We start from the raw sequence: 18749 nt of genomic DNA, 5'->3' as shown, positions 1-18749 counted from the left end.
GAAAATATGCCAAATGTATTGATGTATAGCACTCAAGTATGCCCCTATTGCAGAATGGCGGAAAAATTACTCGCTTCAAAGGGCGTGACGGAGATTGAAAAAGTCTTAATTGATTCAGACCCAGTCAAGCGTGAAGAAATGATGACTAGGACGGGTAGAAGAACAGTACCTCAAATTTATATCGGGGATTTTCATGTCGGTGGATTTGATGATTTATCCGCATTAGATAAAGCGGGCAAGTTAGACCCATTGTTACAAAAATAATTAATTTAAAACGGAAATTGAATGTCAGAAACTTCAAACCACTCTGCTCAGCAGGAAACAACAAATCCAATCTTTCAGATTCAAAGACTTTATTTAAAAGATATTTCTTTAGAGCAGCCCAATGCCCCTGATATTTTTTTAACACCAGGTGAGCCAAATGTTCAAATTCAGATAGATATTCAATTTGGTCAATTACAAGGTGATTTATTTGAAGTGATCGTGATTGGTAATGTCACCACTAGAGTAGAAGATAAAGTATTGTTTTTGGTTGAAGCTCAGCAAGCTGGGATTTTTGAATTAAAAAATATTCCTGCAGAGCAAGTTGAGCCAATGTTGGCGATTGCCTGCCCAAGCATTATTTATCCTTACTTGAGATCAAATATTGCTGACCTTATTGGAAGAGCTGGATTTCAGCCTATTCACTTATCAGAAATTAACTTCCATCAGTTATACGAACAACGCTTGATGGCCGCTAATAACGAAACCGCTGACTCAGGAATTATTCTACCCAACTAGCAAATGGACGCTATCACTACCCCCATGAAAATAACCATTATTGGTGCAGGATCATGGGGTACTGCAATGGCGATACATGCCGCAAGGTCTTCAACGAACAAGACTGAAATTACGTTATGCCCAAGGCAGGAAACGCAAGCTCAAGCTTTACGCACCGATGGCGAAAATACACGATATTTACCTGGTGTTGCACTCCCCAATAATTTGCAAATCAATGCCTGTTGGCAAGATATCTTTGCAATACCGAGTGAGTCCCATCATGTGTTAGTTATTGCCACCCCATTTTCTGGATTAAAAGAAATTGCCCAAGATGTATTGAAACTTGGTAAATTTCCTAAATACTGGATTTGGCTGTGTAAAGGCATTGATCCTGACAATGGAAAACTATCACATGAAATCCTGTCTGAAGTTTTTGCACAGCACCCTCAGTCCAAAGGCATCAGCGCGGGTATTCTTTCTGGTCCAAGTTTTGCAATTGAAGTCGCTAAAGGCATGCCCTGCGCCTTGACCATAGCAAGCCCAAATCAAGAGTTATGCCTTATCGCACAACAAGCGTTTCATCATGGCAATATGCGGATTTATGCAACTGATGATGTAATAGGTGTGGAGTTAGGTGGAGCTATTAAAAATATTTTAGCGATTGCTTCTGGAATCGCCGATGGGCTTCATTTAGGGCTTAATGCCAGGGCTGCGTTGATTACCCGAGGGATGGCTGAAATGACCAGACTAGGAATTGCCATGGGGGCTCAAGCTGAAACTTTTGCAGGTTTAACTGGGTTAGGAGATTTGATTCTGACAGCAACGGGAGACTTGTCTAGAAATCGACGTGTTGGATTAGCCTTAGCTCAAGGACAATCTTTACAGGACATATTACAGAGTTTAGGCCATGTTGCTGAAGGTGTGAGATGTGCACACGCTGTTTTAGAACTTGCGAATACTCATCAAGTAGATATGCCCATTGTGCAGGCCGTTGTTAGGGTTCTAGATCAAAAATTAACCCCGCAGCAGGCGGTTGCGAAAATCATGTCTCGAGACCCTAAACAAGAATAAAGCTATAGACCTCCAATAAAGTTATTTTGGCGCCATGCCTCATAAACAACAATCGCAACTGAATTGGATAAATTAAGACTTCTACTATTTGGCATCATTGGTAAACGCCAATGATTGTTATTGGGGATTGCTTGCCTAATGTCTTGAGGCAGACCTTTTGTTTCTGAGCCAAAGATCAAATAATCGCCAGGGAGAAATCTTGCATCTCCAACAGAGTGTTTAGATTTTGTTGTTAGCGCATGAAGCTGGTCAGGATGAGGTTTTTCCAAATCAAGGAATTCTTGCCAATGGCGGTGAACTTGTAAATTGGCAAATTCGTGATAATCAAGCCCTGCCCTTTTTAAGCGACTACTTTCTAGTGCGAATCCTAGAGGTTCAATTAAATGTAGCGTACATCCAGTATTTGCACAAAGACGAATAATATTTCCTGTGTTTGGCGGAATTTCTGGATGAACAAGAACAATATGAAACATTAGCAATAATCCTTTTTAGGCTTTCGAGTAAGGGACCAGTAAGCAACCCATCTCACACCTTGGTTTTTTAATTGAGTGGCTAATAGATGTAAAACATGCTCACTTTGCATCAATGGCATCACAATCGCAATTCTTTTATTCCACAATACATCAGTATGTAAGTATTTAGGATCTACATAATATAAAGGCATATTCATTTCTGCACTTTTGTTAGCCGTTGTATCAATATTAATTAATTCTTTATTGTAGGGAGTCCTTGTGAGTTGACTCCATTTTTTGACAAGAATGAGAGCAAACCAAAAGCCACGTTTTTGCGATTTGGTAAAAAGCTCTGGAAGTGGAATTAAAAGATCTACGGGGGGCATTTTTTTTAAATTGAATGTATTCCAGGCGTAAAAAATGGCTGGAAGATATTTGATTTGCCCGGATTCATCACACCCCTTAATTAAAGGGATTAAGCGACTAGACTCATCGCAAAGGACCAGGGATTGGTCAAACGACCACTTTGCATATTGGCACGATTTACAAACCCATGTTTTGTTGGGTGTCCCACACATAATGCATCTCATATGAACTGACTGTTTGAGAAGCTGTATTAAGCAAGCCTCACAAATTGCATGGCACTGTCTACGTTGGCATAGTGCACAACAGTTCGGCAATAAAAGGCGAAGGATTGGATTCAATACGTTGCGCATTCTTTCTAAACCTAAAGCAGTTATTATTCAGAGCATGACTAAGCATTTAAACACTCCTCGTAATCAATTTTGGACATGGTTGACGTCAGAAATTTCTGAAAGAATGGCTCAAAATTTGCCATTTATCAAAATCGATCCGAAAAAGATTCTATTGTTAGGAAATTTTGATAAAAGTACTTTTAATTATTTTTTAGAAAAGTATCCACAGGCAGAGATATCGTCAGATCAGAAAAGTTTTCAACAGAAGAGCTTCTTAAATTTGATTAATCCTTTAAAGAAAAAAAGGATTTCATTTTTTGACTTCGAAAAAGAATTTGATAGGGCTGATTTTGATTTTGTTTGGGCGGGACCATTGCGCCAATTAGTTGAGAACTACCCTTCATTTTTTTTAAAAGTAGGCAAATGCCTCAATAATCAGGGTTTGATGATGTTTAATTATTTGGGACCTGATACAGGAAAGGAGTATTTTGGGCTAAATTTACAAGTTGGCCATGTTGGACCAGATATGCATGAAATCGGCGACCTTTTAATCCAATCTAGCTTTGCTGATCCTGTTATGAATATGGAATACTTGAATTTAGAGTACGAAAGTAGTGAATTGTTACTTAGGGATTTACTTGCAATTCATGATGTTGATGGTCATTTTGCTAATGCACAAAATCTCAATCAACAATTAGCAGAAATGAAGCAAGAATATGAAAAAATGGTTTTAACTGTAGAAATTGTTTATGGCCATGCATGGAAGGTGCCAAAGAAAGAACCTGGAGTTACAAGAATATCCCCAGAAAGTATTAAAAAAACTTATAAAAATTAGCGCTCACTTACATTTCAGGAAGCAGAATTCAACGCAAGTCTGAATATGTTAATAAAACAATAATATAATAGGAATTCAAATTATAAAAATCTTCAATTTTGGGAAGAAAATGAAATTACAGCGCAGCGTTACACATTATTTTGTAGGCTTTTTAAGCCTCGTATTAAGCCCTCTATCATTTGCATACACTGATATGCCTGGCGGCCCAGCGGTTCGACAGTTAAACTTTGCAGCTCCAGTAACCAAAATTATGGAAGATATTCATTGGTTACATTGGTTCATGATGATTATCTGTACAGTCATCTTTGTCGTTGTTTTTGGTGCAATGCTGTATTCGATTCTTAAACATAGAAAATCATTAGGCCATAAACCTGCATCTTTTCATGAAAGTACGACAGTTGAGATCATTTGGACGATTATTCCACTGCTCATCGTGATTGGTATGGCACTGCCTGCGACTAAAACTGTAGTTGCAATGAAAGATACTACGAATGCCGATATAACTATTAAGGCAATTGGCTATCAGTGGAAGTGGGGTTACGAATACATTAAAGGTGAGGGTGAGGGCATTAATTTCCTATCAACCTTGTCCACGCCCCGTGAGCAAATCAATAACTTAGAAGAAAAATCAAACACCTACTTGATGGAAGTCGATAATGAAGTGGTTGTACCAGTCAACAAAAAAATTCGTGTGATTACAACTGCTGATGATGTGATTCATGCTTGGACAGTTCAAGGTTTTGGCGTTAAGCAAGATGCAATCCCTGGTTTTGTAAGAGATACATGGTTCAAGGCAGAAAAAATTGGTACATATCGCGGACAGTGTTCTGAATTGTGCGGTAAAGAACACGCTTTCATGCCGATTGTTGTGAAAGTAGTTTCTGATGCAGATTATTCAACTTGGGTATCTGCCAAGAAAAAAGAATTAGCTGCTCTTGCTGACGACCCATCAAAAACATACACACTTGAAGAGTTAAAAGATCGCGGCGCTAAAGTATATGCTGCAAACTGCTCTGTTTGTCATCAACCAAACGGTAAAGGTGGCGGCGCCTTCCCAGCACTTGATGGTGATAAAATTGTTCTTGGTCCCAAAGAAGGTCAATATCAAATTCTTCTCAAAGGTAAAAATGCAATGCCAAATTGGTCGCGTTTATCAGACACTGAGCTTGCAGCTGTAATGACTTTTACCCGGAATTCGTGGAGCAATAAAACTGGCGAAGTTATTCAGCCTAGCGACTTTGTTTCTGCAAGAGCAGCTAATAAATAAATAAATAAATAAATTAAATTCATATTCAAGATATTGGAGTAATAATGACAACGATCACTACAGCGCACGATACACATCACGGTCATGATGACCATGCCCATGCCATGCCCCATGGCTGGCGTCGTTGGCTATTTGCCACGAATCACAAAGACATTGGAACCATGTATTTAATTTTTGCATTGGTTAATTTGTTTGGTGGTGGAACGATGGCTTTATTAATTCGTTTGGAATTGTTTCAGCCAGGACTTCAGTTCCTCAGGCCCGAGTTCTTTAATCAATTAACTACGATGCATGGTTTGATTATGGTCTTTGGCGCTATTATGCCGGCCTTTGTAGGCTTTGCTAACCTGATGATTCCATTGCAAATTGGTGCATCAGACATGGCTTTTGCTAGGATGAATAATTTTAGTTTTTGGATAATGCCTGTGGCGGGACTCTTGTTATTTGGATCATTTTTAGCACCCGGCGGAGCTACCGCAGCTGGATGGACTCTGTATGCACCTCTTTCTGTGCAAATGGGCCCTGGAATGGATATGACCATTTTTGCGATTCACTTAATGGGTGCCTCATCCATTATGGGATCAATTAATATCATTGTGACGATTCTCAATATGCGAGCTCCTGGCTTATCATTAATGAAGATGCCGATGTTCTGCTGGACATGGTTAATTACTGCTTACTTATTAATCGCTGTGATGCCTGTTCTTGCAGGTGCTATCACGATGGTATTAACAGACCGCCATTTTGGTACGAGTTTCTTCGCGGCTGCTGGCGGCGGTGATCCAGTGATGTATCAGCATATTTTCTGGTTCTTTGGACACCCAGAAGTTTATATTATGATTCTTCCCGCATTCGGAATCGTGAGTGAAGTAATACCTACATTTGCACGCAAAAAATTGTTTGGCTATAGCTCAATGGTTTATGCAACATCTTCTATTGCGATTCTGTCATTTATCGTTTGGGCTCATCATATGTTCGCAACTGGTATGCCAGTGACTGGACAATTATTCTTTATGTACGCAACGATGTTAATTGCTGTTCCTACTGGCGTAAAAGTATTTAATTGGATTGCAACAATGTGGAAGGGTTCATTAACTTTTGAAACTCCTATGTTGTGGGCGATTGGTTTTATTTTCGTATTTACCTTGGGTGGGTTTACTGGATTAATTTGTGCGATGGCACCAATTGATATTGGTATTCAAGACACTTATTATGTAGTGGCTCATTTCCATTATGTTTTGGTTGCTGGATCATTATTCGCTATGTTCTCAGGTTTTTACTATTGGGCGCCTAAGTGGACTGGCTACATGGTGAATGAAACACGTGGCAAAATTCACTTTTGGGGTTCAATGATTTTCTTCAACCTTACTTTTTTCCCAATGCACTTTTTGGGTCTTGCTGGAATGCCAAGACGTTATGCGGACTACCCAGTTCAATTTGCGGACTTTAATGCAGTTGCATCTATAGGCGCTCTTGGTTTTGGGTTATCACAACTGTATTTCCTCTTAGCGGTTGTTTTACCCACGTATCGTGGTGGTAAAAAAGCTGAAGCCCAAGCGTGGGAAGGTGCTGAAGGTTTAGAGTGGACAATTCCATCACCTGCACCATTCCACACATTTGAAACACCTCCAACGGTTAAATAATACAAATGGAGAAAACATCGGCAACAAATAAAAGAATGGCATTTACTTTAATTAGTATTGCAGTAACTTTTTTTGTAGCAATTATTCTTAAAAAAATAATTTTTGGTTAAAAATAACTAAACGTGTTTTCTATAACCGTTCTAAATCGTCAAATGCTCATAAGGCTACTTTCAGTAGCCTTATTTATGTTTGGTTTTGGATATGCTTTAGTTCCAGCTTATAAGGCAATTTGTGAGATTACCGGCATTAATGTCGTAACTAATAAAAATGAATATGGCATTCGTGCCTTTGGGGCTCAAAAACCTGCAAAAGATAGTTCTCAAGTCGATTTAACAAGGACTATCACGATTGAATTTGATTCTAATACCAAAGGACCTCTTCGCTTTAGGCCGGTTAAAAATTATATGGAAGTACATCCTGGTGAGTTGAATCAAATTACCTATGAGGTGGTCAACGAACAGAATAAAATTATTGTTGCGCAGGCAATACCCAGCTACGCTCCTAAGGTTGCAACAAACCATTTCACTAAGATAGAGTGCTTTTGTTTTTCACAACAAACCTTACAGCCTAAAGAGTCCCGGCAAATGCCTGTTATGTTTGTAGTGGACAAGAACTTACCCAAAGACGTCAAGACAATTACTTTGTCCTATACATTTTTTGAAATACAAGGAGCAACACCAGTTGTCAGAGGTGAAGTGAAGCCGTCTAAAATATAAGGTATTGAATGGCAAATGAAAATGAAGTGATACGTTTTTTCAAATCCATGAAAGCTGTTTTTTGGGGGTTTTTAGGAGTAAGAAAAGGCAGTGGACAAGATGAGGATATGGCCTCTTTGACATTTGTTCATGTAATAATTGCAGGTGTGGTTGGTGTGGTTATTTTTATGACCATCCTTCTTTTAATAGTTAAAGCAGTTTTAGCAAAATAATTTTTTACTTTATTTTTTAGGAGAGCATTATGTCCTCAACGACAACTCAAGCACCTTATTACTATGTGCCTGAGCCATCTAGACACCCGGTACGTGCAAGTATTGGTTTATTGGCTTTTGGTCTTGGTATGTCTCAATGGGTAAATGGTCATGATTGGGCCGCATATTTAACTTTAGCTGGTACCCTATGGACATTGTTTGTTCTCTATCAGTGGTTTGGAGATGCAATCCGTGAGTCAGAAAGTGGACTTAACAGTGTCAACGTAGATATTTCCTATCGCTGGTCAATGAGCTGGTTTATCTTCTCTGAAATTATGTTTTTCGGAGCATTTTTCTCGGCATTGTTCTACGCTAGAAGTATTGCGATGCCTTGGCTAGGTGACATCGACAATCAGTTAATTTGGCCTAATTTTGCTGCAACTTGGCCAAATGCAGGACCAGGGGGCCTTGTTGATAAGTTTCAAACGATGGGACCTTGGCCAATTCCAACCATTAATACAGCGATTCTTTTAACCTCAGGATTAACTGTTACTTGGGCACACCATGCATTGCGCGAAAATCATCGTAAACAAGCAATTACCGGATTAGCACTCACAGTTGCCTTGGGATTTGTTTTTGTATGTTTCCAAGTATATGAATATGTTCATGCATATTCAGAATTAAATTTAAAGTTGACCTCTGGTATTTATGGCTCAACATTTTTCATGTTGACAGGCTTTCATGGATTTCACGTGACTTTGGGTGCCATTATGTTGGCCGTGGTTCTGCGTCGTTTAATTAAGGGTCACTTTACCGCTGAAAATCACTTTGGATTTGAAGGTGCTGCTTGGTATTGGCACTTTGTTGACGTTGTGTGGTTAGGGCTCTATTTAGTAGTTTATTGGATGTAAAAAAACCGCTGCATAGCAGCGGTTTTTTATTGCCCGACTTTAATTCCTGTGCTTTGGATCCAACCAAGAGAGTGTGCGATCCAAACAGTTGCAAATAAAAGTAAAGATAAGCTAATACGGATAAAGAGTGATCTCACCATATTAGAGCTAGATCCTTTATCGCGCATCATAAAAAACAGCGCTGATCCAAGGCTAGCTAAAATACATAAAAAGATAATCGGGATAATAATTTTCATAATAGGGTATTTAATAAATTAATGATTGTATCTAGAGTTATTCAGGATATCAAAAATCGACGCATCGCATTTATTGCCATGTTATTTTTAGTGTTTCTAGGTGTGGAGTTAGGCTTTTGGCAATTACGCAGAGCAGAAGTAAAAATTCAAAAAGCACAACAAATACATGAACTGGCACAACAAGCACCTCTTAACGCTAACGAACGTTATTGGACATTGGATCAAGCTTTATACCATCGCATGCAAGCTACGGGGTATTGGATGTCTGAACGAGGTATTTGGCTTCAAAATAGACCGCACCCCTTAGGTAAAGACCCAAAAACTGGTATTGCAACAGGCTTTAATTTGATCATGCCCCTACAACTTACATCGAGTCCTGAAATGGTTTTATGGGTCAATCGTGGTTGGATGCCTCGTAGCTTTGAGAAGATAAATCAAGTATCTCAAGTAAAGACCAAAACAGAAATAGTGACTATTGAAGGTATTGTGTTTCCAGACAGCGGTAAAACATATCAACTTGCGCCTGAAGTGGAAAATAAGGCGAGTGATGATTTAAAAATTCAAGAGAATCTTGTGATTGAACAAACATCTTTTTTAGGAAAGCAAGTATTACCTTTTGTATTACGTGAACAAAATAGTCAAAACGACGGTTTAGATAAATCGCCACCAGCCTTTCAATCTGGCGTTAATACACATTACGGTTATGCGTTTCAATGGTTTGGGTTAGCTTTAATGACCTTTTTGTATTGGGGATTTACAGCTTTCCGCAAAAGATCGTAATCATTGCGATAATAGATATTTATTTCAACTAGTGCCATGCAAAATCAAGAACCTTTAATCCCAGCAAGTCAAATCAGTACAACTACAAAGACTAAGTCTAGCATGTGGCAAATGTGGTTAATTATTATTATCTTCGCTGCTCCAGTTATTGCATCTTACTTAACTTTTTATGTGATTAAGCCAACTGGTGGGAAGACCAACTATGGACAGTTGGTGTCTCCGGTTCAGCCAGCCCCAGAAGATTCTTTAATGCCGATTGTCTATGGTAAGTGGACTCTTCTTATCGCCAGACCTGCTGAGGCATGCTCTAAAGAGGAAGAACATTGTGTGAAGTTACTTTTTTTGATGAGACAAGTTAGAGCCTCCTTAGGACGAGAAATGGAGCGAGTACAAATTGTTTGGATTAATACAGATAATTCAAAAGTTAGTGAAAATCTTCAAGAAGCTTATAACGATCAAGTGGGAGTAAAGATTGTTGGAATGCCAACGAATGAAGAAAATAAAGATAAATTGACTCAATGGTTGAATATGGATGACGCTAAAGACGCAATCCACTTATTAGATCCTAAAGGTGATCGAATGATGCGTTTTAGCGTTAACCCACAACCCCCAGAGTTTCCTAAAATGAGAAAAGATATCGAAAAACTTTTAAAGTGGAATCCGACTGGTAAGTATGGCAAGTAAATTAAAAAGGTTTTTTTGATGACCTGGAAGTTAATAATTCAGCTTGGATTGATTGCTTTATTTGTTGGAGCAATACCGCTCCTTATAACTGCTTATAAAGGTAATTTGCAGAACTTACACCGTTTTGTGTGGCTTTTGATTTTTCTAACCTTTGATTTAATTCTTTTTGGGGCATTCACTCGATTGACTGACTCTGGACTCGGGTGTCCAGATTGGCCGGGTTGTTATGGCCACTCGAATCCACTATTAGCCATGCAACATATTCAAGAGGCAGAGCAACAAATGCCTTTTGGGCCGGTAACCGTAACTAAGGCATGGATCGAAATGTTACACCGTTATTTTGCTAGTGGATTAGGATTCTTGATACTTAGCCTTACGATAATGGCATGGTTAAAAAGAAAAGAGTTTGGCCATCGCATCTTCCTATTCTCCCTGGGACTTTTTTTCCTGGTTTGCTTGCAAGGCGCCTTTGGTGCTTTTACAGTCACTTTTCGTCTTCAGCCGCTCATTGTATCGATTCACCTCATACTTGCCTTATGTTTCATCATGGGGCTCACAGCGTTATCTGGACTAACTCAACAAAAGCATCAGATATTAAAACCTCAGAAATATATCAAGGCAATACCACTCTTGGCGATTCTGATCGTCTTTAGTCAAATACTATTAGGAGCATGGGTTAGTACGAATTATGCTGTCTTGGCTTGCAGTGGTTTTCCAATGTGTAATGAAGAGTGGGTTCCACAAATGGACTTCCTAAATGGATTCACGTGGTGGAGAGAGCTTGGTAAAACTGCTTCAGGGGAGTATTTACCTATTGAGGCTTTAATTGCGATTCATTGGACACACCGATTAGGAGCAATGATTACAACGCTAACGGTGGCGACATTTTTGTATTACTTGGCAAAAATCAAACCAGCAGGAAATTTAAATTTTCAAATGGAAGCAAAGTACTGGAGTAGATTCGTTTTACTCGTGCTTTGTGCTCAAATTTTAAGTGGCTTATCTAATGTGATTTTTCAATGGCCGATGATTGCAGCATTAATCCACACTGGTGGAGCTGCTGCTTTGATAATTGGTTTAACTAAGTTACTATTACTCTCTTTCCAAAAGTCTTTATCAAAATGACTAAACATACTTTACCGAAAACAAAATGGCGCCAATTGTATGCCTTGACTAAACCTCGAGTAACTCAATTGGCTGTTTTTTGTGCAATTATTGGAATGTTTTTGGCTACTCCCGGAATGGTTCCTTGGCCAATACTGATTGGTGGTTCTTTTGGAATTTTGTTATTGGCGAGTGCTGCATTTGCAGTTAACTGCTTAATTGAGCAAAAAGTGGATGCCAAAATGAAAAGAACTGCTTGGCGCGCATCCGCAACAGGAGAGGCAACCACATCTGAAATCCTAATTCTATCTGCAGTTTTAGGTGTGATTGGATCAATCATGTTGTGGGTTTTTGCTAATCCTTTAACGATGTGGTTAACCATCTTGACCTTTGTTGGATACGCCATTATTTATACGTGGTTTTTAAAGCCAGCAACTTCGCAAAATATCGTGATTGGTGGTTTATCTGGAGCAATGCCTCCTGCCCTTGGATGGGCAGCTGTAGCGAATGATGTGCCTCCCGAGGCATGGTTATTAGTGTTAATTATTTTTGTTTGGACACCGCCTCATTTTTGGGCTCTTGCCCTATATCGTCGTGAGGATTACCAAAACTCCGAATTGCCTATGTTGCCCAATACCCATGGCGAACAATATACGTTATTACACATTGTTTTATATACTTTAATTATGTTTGCTGCTTCGATTTTGCCTTATGTTTATGGCATGAGTGGTTTACTTTATTTACTCAGTGCAATTATTCTTGGCGGAATATTTTTAGCTTACTCTGTAAAGCTTTATTTTCATTATTCAGATGCATTAGCCAAAAAAACATTCAAATACTCTATTTGGTATTTGTCATTATTATTTGTGGCCTTATTGATTGATCATTATGTTTAAGCTAAAAGTATTCAAATTATTGTTGGCCCTGTTTGGTGCATTGACACTGCTGGTGTCTTGTTCACAACATGAAAAATTTACCAATGTAGATATTTCAGGTTCTACATCGTTTTCACCAGTATTTGAATTACAGGATCATCATGGACAAGTAAGACATCTTGAAGACTTTAAGGGAAAGGTTTTGGTGGTTTTTTTTGGATATACACAATGTCCAGATGTTTGTCCTTCAACAATGTTTGAGATGAAAAAAGTCATGGAGCTTCTGGGAAAGGATGCAGATCAAGTTCAAGTGGCATTTATAACGCTTGACCCAGATAGAGACACTTTAGAGTTATTAGAAAAGTACGTTCCAAGCTTTGATGCTCGATTTTTAGGTCTTCGTCCACAAAGTCCTGAAGCCTTAGAAAAAGTAGTTAAAGGATATAAAATCTTTTATCAAAAGGTATCAGGTAAAGATCCGAAGTACTACACCATTGACCACACTGCGGGTAGTTATGTTATAGATAAAAAGGGTCAATTACGGCTTTTTGTAAAACATAACCAAGGCGAAAAAAACCTAGCTGATGATTTAAAAAAGCTCGTAAGGGCGAATTAATTCTTTACCTGGTTCAGGTGTTCACGCATTTTTTTGAGAGCGGCAGTTTCAATTTGACGAACACGCTCAGCTGAAATATTAAACTCTGCAGCTAATTCATGAAGCGTTAAAGGAGCTTTACCTGAAGAGGCAGACAGCCATCTGGCATTGATAATCCGCTCGCTTCTTTCATCTAAAACATGCAATGCTGAGTCAAGTCCTGAGGTTTCCAATTCTAGCGCTTCCTTCCGAGAAAGCACCTCGGTTGGTTCAAGGCTAGAATCTGACATCCAAGCACCAATTTCTTTTGGTGAGTCCTCGTCATGATCGGGTTCTAGTTGCACATCATGCCCACCTAAACGAATTTCCATATGGCGAACATCATCCGCTTTGACATCTAAAGCTTTAGCCAATGCATTAATCTCGTCATCTGACATTGCATTTAAATGAGGTTTATTACTTCTTAAATTGAAAAAAAGTTTACGTTGAGGTTTAGTCGTTGCAACTCTTACTAGGCGCCAGTTTTTAAGAATGAACTCATGAATCTCAGCTTTAATCCAATAGATAGCATAAGACACTAAGCGTGTGCCTTGAGACAAGTCAAACTTTTTCACCGCCTTCATCAAACCAATATTACCCTCCTGAATCAGATCAGCGTGCGGTAATCCATAGCCTAAATACTGACGAGAAACAGAAACCACTACACGAAGATGGCTCAGAACAAGTCTACGAGCGGCCTCTAAGTCATTTTTTTCAGAAAGATCTTTTGCTAGCTGAATCTCTTCCGCTGCAGTTAACATTGGCATTTGGTTAACTGCAGAAATGTAAGCATCCAAATTCCCAACCCCGCCCTGTGGAAGGGTAGGCATCAACGGAATAACCCCATTGGATATTTTGGCTGTTGTAGCTGGAACAGTTAATTTACTCATACAAATATTTTAGCACTCATTTTGACAGAGTGCTAAAATATTTTAGGCGCTTAAGTTGTTGAAAAATATATATAAAATAAAATATTTGTGAAGATATATATCCATCTTGGAACTTGCGTCATGTATGTTTGGACTCTTCAGAAGTACAAAATATTAGTTAATTGGCTTTTGGGGATTGGGGTTTGAGTTTGTTGGACTTTGGTATACGCAGAGATACTTCATAAGTGTTTTGGCGAGTTCTTCTACATCAAAAGGCTTGACTAGAAAATCATTCATGCCGCTTTGAAGTCCCTTCTCTCGATCACTCTTAGCAACTCCAGCGCTTAACCCAATAATCGGTATATCTTTCAACTCCTTGATCAAGCGTATCCGATACGTTGCCTGTATACCATCTAAATTCGGCATTTGGATATCCATCAACACACCATCATATCGGTTGTTCTTCAATGCTTCTAAGCATTGCTGTCCGTCCATCACAATATGGTACTTAATCTTTAAAAAGTTTAAATAATGACGCACCACCTCAATATTAATCGGATTATCTTCTGCTACCAACACATGTAGACCCGCTAACGATTTATACGGCACACTTACTTCTGTTACTGGGTTAGTACTCTGCAAGGTGAAGTGTTGATTAGGGGCGTCATGATTAATTCCTAAACGTATTGCAAAAGTAGACTCCGTCCCAACGCCCGGTTGACTTTTCATCACGAGCTCAGTCCCCATCTTTAATAAAATACTCTGAGTAATCGGCAAGCCTAAACCAACGCCATCATATTGACGACTATTTGTGTTATCTAACTGATTAAAGGGCTCAAAAATGGCCTTGAGATCTTTCTCAGAGATACCGAAACCTGTATCTTTGATCGTCATTGTCAATCGCACTGTCTCTGCTTCTATCTGATCTATCCGAACTTTTACTTCCACATAACCTTGATGAGTAAATTTAATCGAGTTCCCGACCAAATTAAATAATACCTGGCGCAATTTGTAAAAATCACCGACCATTACTTCGGGAGTTGCTGGATCAATATCGAATCTTAATTCGATACCTTTTTCGGCAGCCGGTATTGAAAATAAATCATGCGTATCGTCTAATAAACTCTTCATTTTGAATGGCTCATTTCTGATCTCAATTACCCCAGCTTCAATTTTAGAAAAATCTAAAATGTCATTTAAGATCACTAATAAGGCTTTCGATGAATACAGAACTTTATCTAATGACTTCCTGACTTCTTCTGATAATGAAGACTTTAATACCATCGATACCAATCCAATTAATCCATGTAAGGGTGTCCGAATCTCATGCGATATATTTGCTAAAAATTGCCCCTTAGCCTTATTAACTATTTCCACATTAGCTCTTTCCAAACTAGACTTTTCAATAAAGTACCCAATGATGTTGATATACGAAAGAGATTGGAAAGAAAACCAACACAATCTGAATAAAGTACTTAAAAATGGTTCTTGGTATAAGTTGATGTGGAGTTCGGGAGGATCAACAAACAATAAAATTAACCTAGCTGAAGCGAATATGATTTCTGCAAAGGTACTTATTAATAATAATTTCAGTTGATTAGACTTTTTCACCCCAAATAAGATGAGTGATAAAGATGTCCAAATCATGCAAAGGATAGACATAACCACAACTAAACTGACGCGCTGTACAAAGGTTCCATTTTGCCGCAGTATCTCAAACACGATTCCAAAAAACAAAATTCCGAGCAAAGGTAAATACCTCCATTTCCGAATTGCAGGGTTAAGTAATGAGCTTGTATAAAAGGCAAAATACAGGTGACTGGCAACGAAACAGGCATTAGCTAAAGTAATGAGGACTATAAAAGTAGAAGATGCAATCGCAAAAAAAGAATATGCAGATGCTAAAAACACCAACGCCCAAAACCAATAGGCATCAGACTTACCTTTCTCTTCTAATTTAATTAAAGATGAAGAAGCAAACACCAATCCCCATAGTGTGAGTGCTGAAACTAAAAAGAACAATTCATTTGCATATCTCATAACTAAAGGGAAACTATCTTTTAAATAAGTTAGTTAGTATAAACCCTTAGTTCTTTTATATACAGATTAATAGTAATAAACAATACAGAGTTTTTCTCACATTAAACTCTTGTGCGTTTAAATAAGAATGAGATTAGAAAATAAAGATGAAATCAAGCCCTTATTAACTAGAAGAAAGTAAAAACTGAAAAGTTCCAAGATATCTGACGACAAGGGTTAAAAATTCTAAGATATGTGAAGAATAAGTTTCTAGTTGCCTGAATAGACTTTTATAAACCTATGATTTATGCAGATAGTTGGTTTCAAGATCAATCAATATCTTCAGATTGACGATATTCACCTATCTTAGAACTTTTGTCATATACCTTGTAACTGTTGAGGATGCTATGAATCATCATGTAGTTTAAAACAACACTGTCAAGCTGGAGTATTAGCAGTCTATAGAAAATCTTGATGAATTACGTTAATGTGCCAAAACCTAGAACCATCATTGCCAGCGAGTTGGCAAATATTGTGCATAGTAAAGCGGCATCACGATATGAGTTTGCATAATCTCTGTTGACCCCTGCGTTCCAGTAAGTTTAATTGTTTTGTGTGGTTGGCATTTTTCAATATATGATTGCAACGACTTTGCTCGTGTGCGTTTACCGCTTTTGACTTCGATCGGAATAATTTGGCCTTGATCATTGGTAACAATGAATTCAATTTCTGCGCGTGCATCACTCCATGAAAAGCTAGGCTCTATGCCGATTGCGGCCAATTCTTGTTGGACGAAATTTTCAGCGATATAGCCTTTGTATTCCAATGCTTGCTGTTTGATTTCGCGATAGCCGACACCGAGCATATTGTTGAGTAGACCGACATCAAACAGGAAGAGCTTAACCTTGTTTTCTTCTTGGTAAGCAGCTAGTGGTGTCCTAGGCATTCCTTCTATCGGGTGGTTCTTCAATGCGAGGCGACATCTGTATAACCAATTGATCGCTGTTTCAAATTCACCATAGCGTGATTTATTTTGATAGACACCTTTGAATTTGAAACGGTTGACTGACGCATCGACGACTGCAGACAACTGAGCAGGGATTTGATTGAAGACGGCTTCAATTAATTGAGCGTTGCCTTTGTTAGAATACTTTCCAAAATCGCGACGGTACCCTTCAACTAAGTTTGTATGAATCTGTGTAACGTTTGATATTCGTTCGAGTATGCTTGCGTCTGGATTCGCAAACCATGCTGCGACTGCTTCAGGCAGTCCGCCAGTGAAATAGTAATCGGTTAGTTTGTCAAATAATATGCTGTGCGCCGTGGCGCTATTAACTTGAGTTTCGAAAGCTTTGATCAGTGCAGGCTCATTTGAAGCGAGTAGGAATTCATAAAATGTCAGAGGTCGCAAATTGTATTGCTCGACTTTGCCAACGGGAAAAGAATTGAGTAGTCCTATATTAGAACCACTGGCAGCGATGTAATAGTCTGGAGTTTTTTCTGCAAAATATTTTAAAGATGATATTGCACGCTCGCACTCACCAATTTCGTCGAGTATTAAAAAATCGGTAGTGGGATTAAAAACTTGTCCTGTAAGTAATTCAATATTTGACAGAATATCGTTTGGTTCTAGTGATCCCGCAAATGCTTGGGCAAGATCAGGGCGTTCCAGAAAATCGAGATGGAGCGTGTGAGTAAATTCCTGCCCTAATAATTGTTTCAGTAGATACGTTTTTCCGGTCTGACGCGCCCCATAAATTAACAATGGCTTACGTTGCGGCTGCGATTTCCAATTAATGAGCTTATCAAGCAATTATCGTTTCAATGGTGTCCTCTCAGGAATATGGCAATATTAGCAGCACCGATATAATTTTACTGCCACATTTTGTGGTCTAATTATACTTTATTTACACTATTATGCGCATAAAAATGTAAATTAATTCATTTTTATGCGCATAATAGTGTTTATTATTGCTTTTATATGCGCGAAAAGAAGTTTTGTTGCATTAACGAGATGCTCAAAAGACTAATCAGTATCGTTATTTAATCGTTGTTTAACAACTCTTGTGCAAATAAAAGCGCTGAAAATGCCTGAATTTGTTCCATTTTTTCTCCTACTCCAAGAGCCATAATTTGAGGGAAATTTGGGGTAGAACGCAAAGAGTGAGCGATTGCACATAGAACCCCCCCTTTAGCTGTACCATCAACCTTTGTGATAATCAAACTAGATAGTTGTAAAGCTTCATGAAATGCTTTAACCTGCGTTAAGCCATTTTGGCCAGTATTGCCATCTAATACCAAAAGAGTTTGGTGTGGAGCACTAGGGATTAATTTTTGGATAACCCTTTTGACCTTTTTGAGTTCTTCCATCAAATTCGATTGAGTTGCAAGTCGACCTGCAGTATCAATAATCAATATGTCGGCTTGTCTTGCAAGTGCAGCACCAATCGCATCATGAGCAACTGTGGCAGCATCTCCACTAGATTGAGTAATGACTTCAACCTCATTGCGCTTACCCCATTCTCCTAACTGTTCCTTTGCGGCAGCTCGAAACGTATCTCCAGCCGCCAATAAGACCTTTTTATTTTGATTTTGGAGTGCGTGGCACAATTTGCCTATAGTTGTGGTTTTACCTGCGCCATTAACACCTACAATGAGCCAGATTTCAGGGGTGTGAGTAGGGGTATGCTGATTTAAAGGATTAATATTAAACTCTAAGGGATAGAGAAGTTCTGCAATAAGAATTTCTAATTGTTTTTTGAGTTCAATAGGATCCGATATTTTTTCTTTTTTAGAAGTGGAGCGTAATTTGTTCATTAGTTCTTGTGTGGCATGAATGCCCACATCAGCTAATAACAATGACTCTTCGAGAGATTCAAATAATTCTTCATCAACCTTAGAGCGGTTAAATAGGGATGATAAAGTTTTGCGTAAACCAAACATAAGATTATTTTACAGATGAAATTTAAAAAAGGTAATTCATAGTGAATCAATACAAGACCAATAGA

The 18749-nt window shown here is 38.5% G+C and carries 21 protein-coding genes; 14 read left to right on the top strand and 7 right to left on the bottom strand.

Features of this window, described 5'->3' with window-relative positions; all coding sequences use genetic code 11:
- Positions 1 to 6 precede the first annotated feature (6 nt).
- From grxC to QMN06_RS11445, 3 genes are read left to right on the top strand one after another with little or no spacing between them, the layout of a single operon-like run.
- On the top strand, positions 7 to 264 hold the full coding sequence (gene grxC / locus QMN06_RS11455) for a glutaredoxin 3 (RefSeq protein WP_281970246.1): 258 nt from the start codon (positions 7 to 9) through the stop codon (positions 262 to 264).
- Positions 265 to 285: 21 nt separating this feature from the next.
- The gene (gene secB, locus QMN06_RS11450; protein WP_281970245.1) at positions 286 to 780 is read left to right on the top strand and encodes a protein-export chaperone SecB; all 495 of its coding nucleotides are present in this window, start codon (positions 286 to 288) and stop codon (positions 778 to 780) included.
- A 24-nt stretch (positions 781 to 804) separates the two neighbouring features.
- Positions 805 to 1830: an NAD(P)H-dependent glycerol-3-phosphate dehydrogenase gene (locus QMN06_RS11445; RefSeq protein WP_281970244.1), complete on the top strand. Its 1026-nt coding sequence runs from the start codon at positions 805 to 807 to the stop codon at positions 1828 to 1830.
- A gap of 2 nt (positions 1831 to 1832) precedes the next feature.
- Here QMN06_RS11445 and trmL read toward each other — a convergent pair whose 3' ends face one another.
- Positions 1833 to 2303 carry a tRNA (uridine(34)/cytosine(34)/5-carboxymethylaminomethyluridine(34)-2'-O)-methyltransferase TrmL gene (gene trmL / locus QMN06_RS11440; RefSeq protein WP_281970243.1) on the bottom strand — a complete coding sequence of 157 codons (471 nt, stop codon included), beginning with the start codon at positions 2301 to 2303 and terminating at the stop codon, positions 1833 to 1835.
- Positions 2303 to 2998, bottom strand: a complete 696-nt coding sequence (locus QMN06_RS11435) for a hypothetical protein (RefSeq protein ID WP_281970242.1) — start codon at positions 2996 to 2998, stop codon at positions 2303 to 2305. The genes trmL and QMN06_RS11435 overlap by 1 nt, the downstream gene beginning before the upstream one ends.
- 34 nt (positions 2999 to 3032) lie before the next feature.
- Between QMN06_RS11435 and QMN06_RS11430 the strand changes: the two genes are divergently transcribed.
- The 6 genes from QMN06_RS11430 to QMN06_RS11405 all read left to right on the top strand — a co-directional run bounded on the left by QMN06_RS11430 (position 3033) and on the right by QMN06_RS11405 (position 8540).
- Entirely contained in the window at positions 3033 to 3812 is a 780-nt protein-coding gene (locus tag QMN06_RS11430; RefSeq protein ID WP_281970241.1) for a hypothetical protein, read from the top strand.
- A 109-nt stretch (positions 3813 to 3921) separates the two neighbouring features.
- Positions 3922 to 5079, top strand: coding sequence for a cytochrome c oxidase subunit II (coxB, locus tag QMN06_RS11425; RefSeq protein ID WP_281970240.1), 1158 nt, complete (start codon positions 3922 to 3924; stop codon positions 5077 to 5079).
- 44 nt (positions 5080 to 5123) lie between these two features.
- On the top strand, positions 5124 to 6722 hold the full coding sequence (gene ctaD / locus QMN06_RS11420; protein ID WP_281970238.1) for a cytochrome c oxidase subunit I: 1599 nt from the start codon (positions 5124 to 5126) through the stop codon (positions 6720 to 6722).
- 152 nt (positions 6723 to 6874) lie between these two features.
- The gene (locus QMN06_RS11415; RefSeq protein WP_281971784.1) at positions 6875 to 7438 is read left to right on the top strand and encodes a cytochrome c oxidase assembly protein; all 564 of its coding nucleotides are present in this window, start codon (positions 6875 to 6877) and stop codon (positions 7436 to 7438) included.
- Between the two features lie 8 nt (positions 7439 to 7446).
- The gene (locus QMN06_RS11410; protein WP_281970237.1) at positions 7447 to 7650 is read left to right on the top strand and encodes a DUF2970 domain-containing protein; all 204 of its coding nucleotides are present in this window, start codon (positions 7447 to 7449) and stop codon (positions 7648 to 7650) included.
- Between the two features lie 29 nt (positions 7651 to 7679).
- Positions 7680 to 8540 (top strand): cytochrome c oxidase subunit 3, encoded by an 861-nt coding sequence (locus tag QMN06_RS11405; protein ID WP_281970236.1) that lies wholly within the window; start codon positions 7680 to 7682, stop codon positions 8538 to 8540.
- Between the two features lie 26 nt (positions 8541 to 8566).
- Here QMN06_RS11405 and QMN06_RS11400 read toward each other — a convergent pair whose 3' ends face one another.
- Entirely contained in the window at positions 8567 to 8776 is a 210-nt protein-coding gene (locus tag QMN06_RS11400) for a twin transmembrane helix small protein (RefSeq protein WP_281970235.1), read from the bottom strand.
- 21 nt (positions 8777 to 8797) lie between these two features.
- Here QMN06_RS11400 and QMN06_RS11395 point away from each other — a divergent pair, with 21 nt between their 5' ends.
- The 5 genes from QMN06_RS11395 to QMN06_RS11375 are packed head-to-tail and all read left to right on the top strand — an operon-like array spanning position 8798 to position 12835.
- Entirely contained in the window at positions 8798 to 9556 is a 759-nt protein-coding gene (locus QMN06_RS11395; protein ID WP_281970234.1) for an SURF1 family protein, read from the top strand.
- Positions 9557 to 9592: 36 nt separating this feature from the next.
- A complete protein-coding gene (locus QMN06_RS11390) occupies positions 9593 to 10240 on the top strand; it encodes a hypothetical protein (RefSeq protein ID WP_281970233.1) in 648 nt (215 codons plus the stop codon).
- An 18-nt stretch (positions 10241 to 10258) separates the two neighbouring features.
- Positions 10259 to 11365, top strand: a complete 1107-nt coding sequence (locus QMN06_RS11385) for a COX15/CtaA family protein (RefSeq protein WP_281970232.1) — start codon at positions 10259 to 10261, stop codon at positions 11363 to 11365.
- Positions 11362 to 12240 carry a heme o synthase gene (gene cyoE / locus QMN06_RS11380; protein ID WP_281970231.1) on the top strand — a complete coding sequence of 293 codons (879 nt, stop codon included), beginning with the start codon at positions 11362 to 11364 and terminating at the stop codon, positions 12238 to 12240. Before QMN06_RS11385 ends, cyoE begins: the two co-directional genes overlap by 4 nt.
- Complete coding sequence (locus tag QMN06_RS11375) at positions 12233 to 12835, top strand: SCO family protein (protein WP_281970230.1); 603 nt, start codon at positions 12233 to 12235, stop codon at positions 12833 to 12835. Before cyoE ends, QMN06_RS11375 begins: the two co-directional genes overlap by 8 nt.
- Here the strand turns inward: QMN06_RS11375 and rpoH are convergent.
- From rpoH to ftsY, 4 genes are all read right to left on the bottom strand, one after another.
- Positions 12832 to 13683: an RNA polymerase sigma factor RpoH gene (rpoH, locus tag QMN06_RS11370; RefSeq protein ID WP_281971783.1), complete on the bottom strand. Its 852-nt coding sequence runs from the start codon at positions 13681 to 13683 to the stop codon at positions 12832 to 12834. The genes QMN06_RS11375 and rpoH overlap by 4 nt on opposite strands.
- Positions 13684 to 13896: 213 nt before the next feature.
- Positions 13897 to 15705, bottom strand: a complete 1809-nt coding sequence (locus QMN06_RS11365; RefSeq protein ID WP_281970229.1) for a response regulator — start codon at positions 15703 to 15705, stop codon at positions 13897 to 13899.
- A 544-nt stretch (positions 15706 to 16249) separates the two neighbouring features.
- On the bottom strand, positions 16250 to 17554 hold the full coding sequence (locus QMN06_RS11360; protein ID WP_281970228.1) for an AAA family ATPase: 1305 nt from the start codon (positions 17552 to 17554) through the stop codon (positions 16250 to 16252).
- Positions 17555 to 17784: 230 nt separating this feature from the next.
- Positions 17785 to 18684, bottom strand: a complete 900-nt coding sequence (gene ftsY, locus QMN06_RS11355) for a signal recognition particle-docking protein FtsY (RefSeq protein ID WP_281970227.1) — start codon at positions 18682 to 18684, stop codon at positions 17785 to 17787.
- Positions 18685 to 18749: the final 65 nt, after the last annotated feature.

Origin of the sequence: Polynucleobacter sp. SHI8 (genome assembly GCF_027944005.1) — a bacterium.
Taxonomy (GTDB): domain Bacteria; phylum Pseudomonadota; class Gammaproteobacteria; order Burkholderiales; family Burkholderiaceae; genus Polynucleobacter.
Note: the sequence above shows the minus strand (reverse complement) of the source record. Positions and strands in the feature narration are given on the sequence as shown.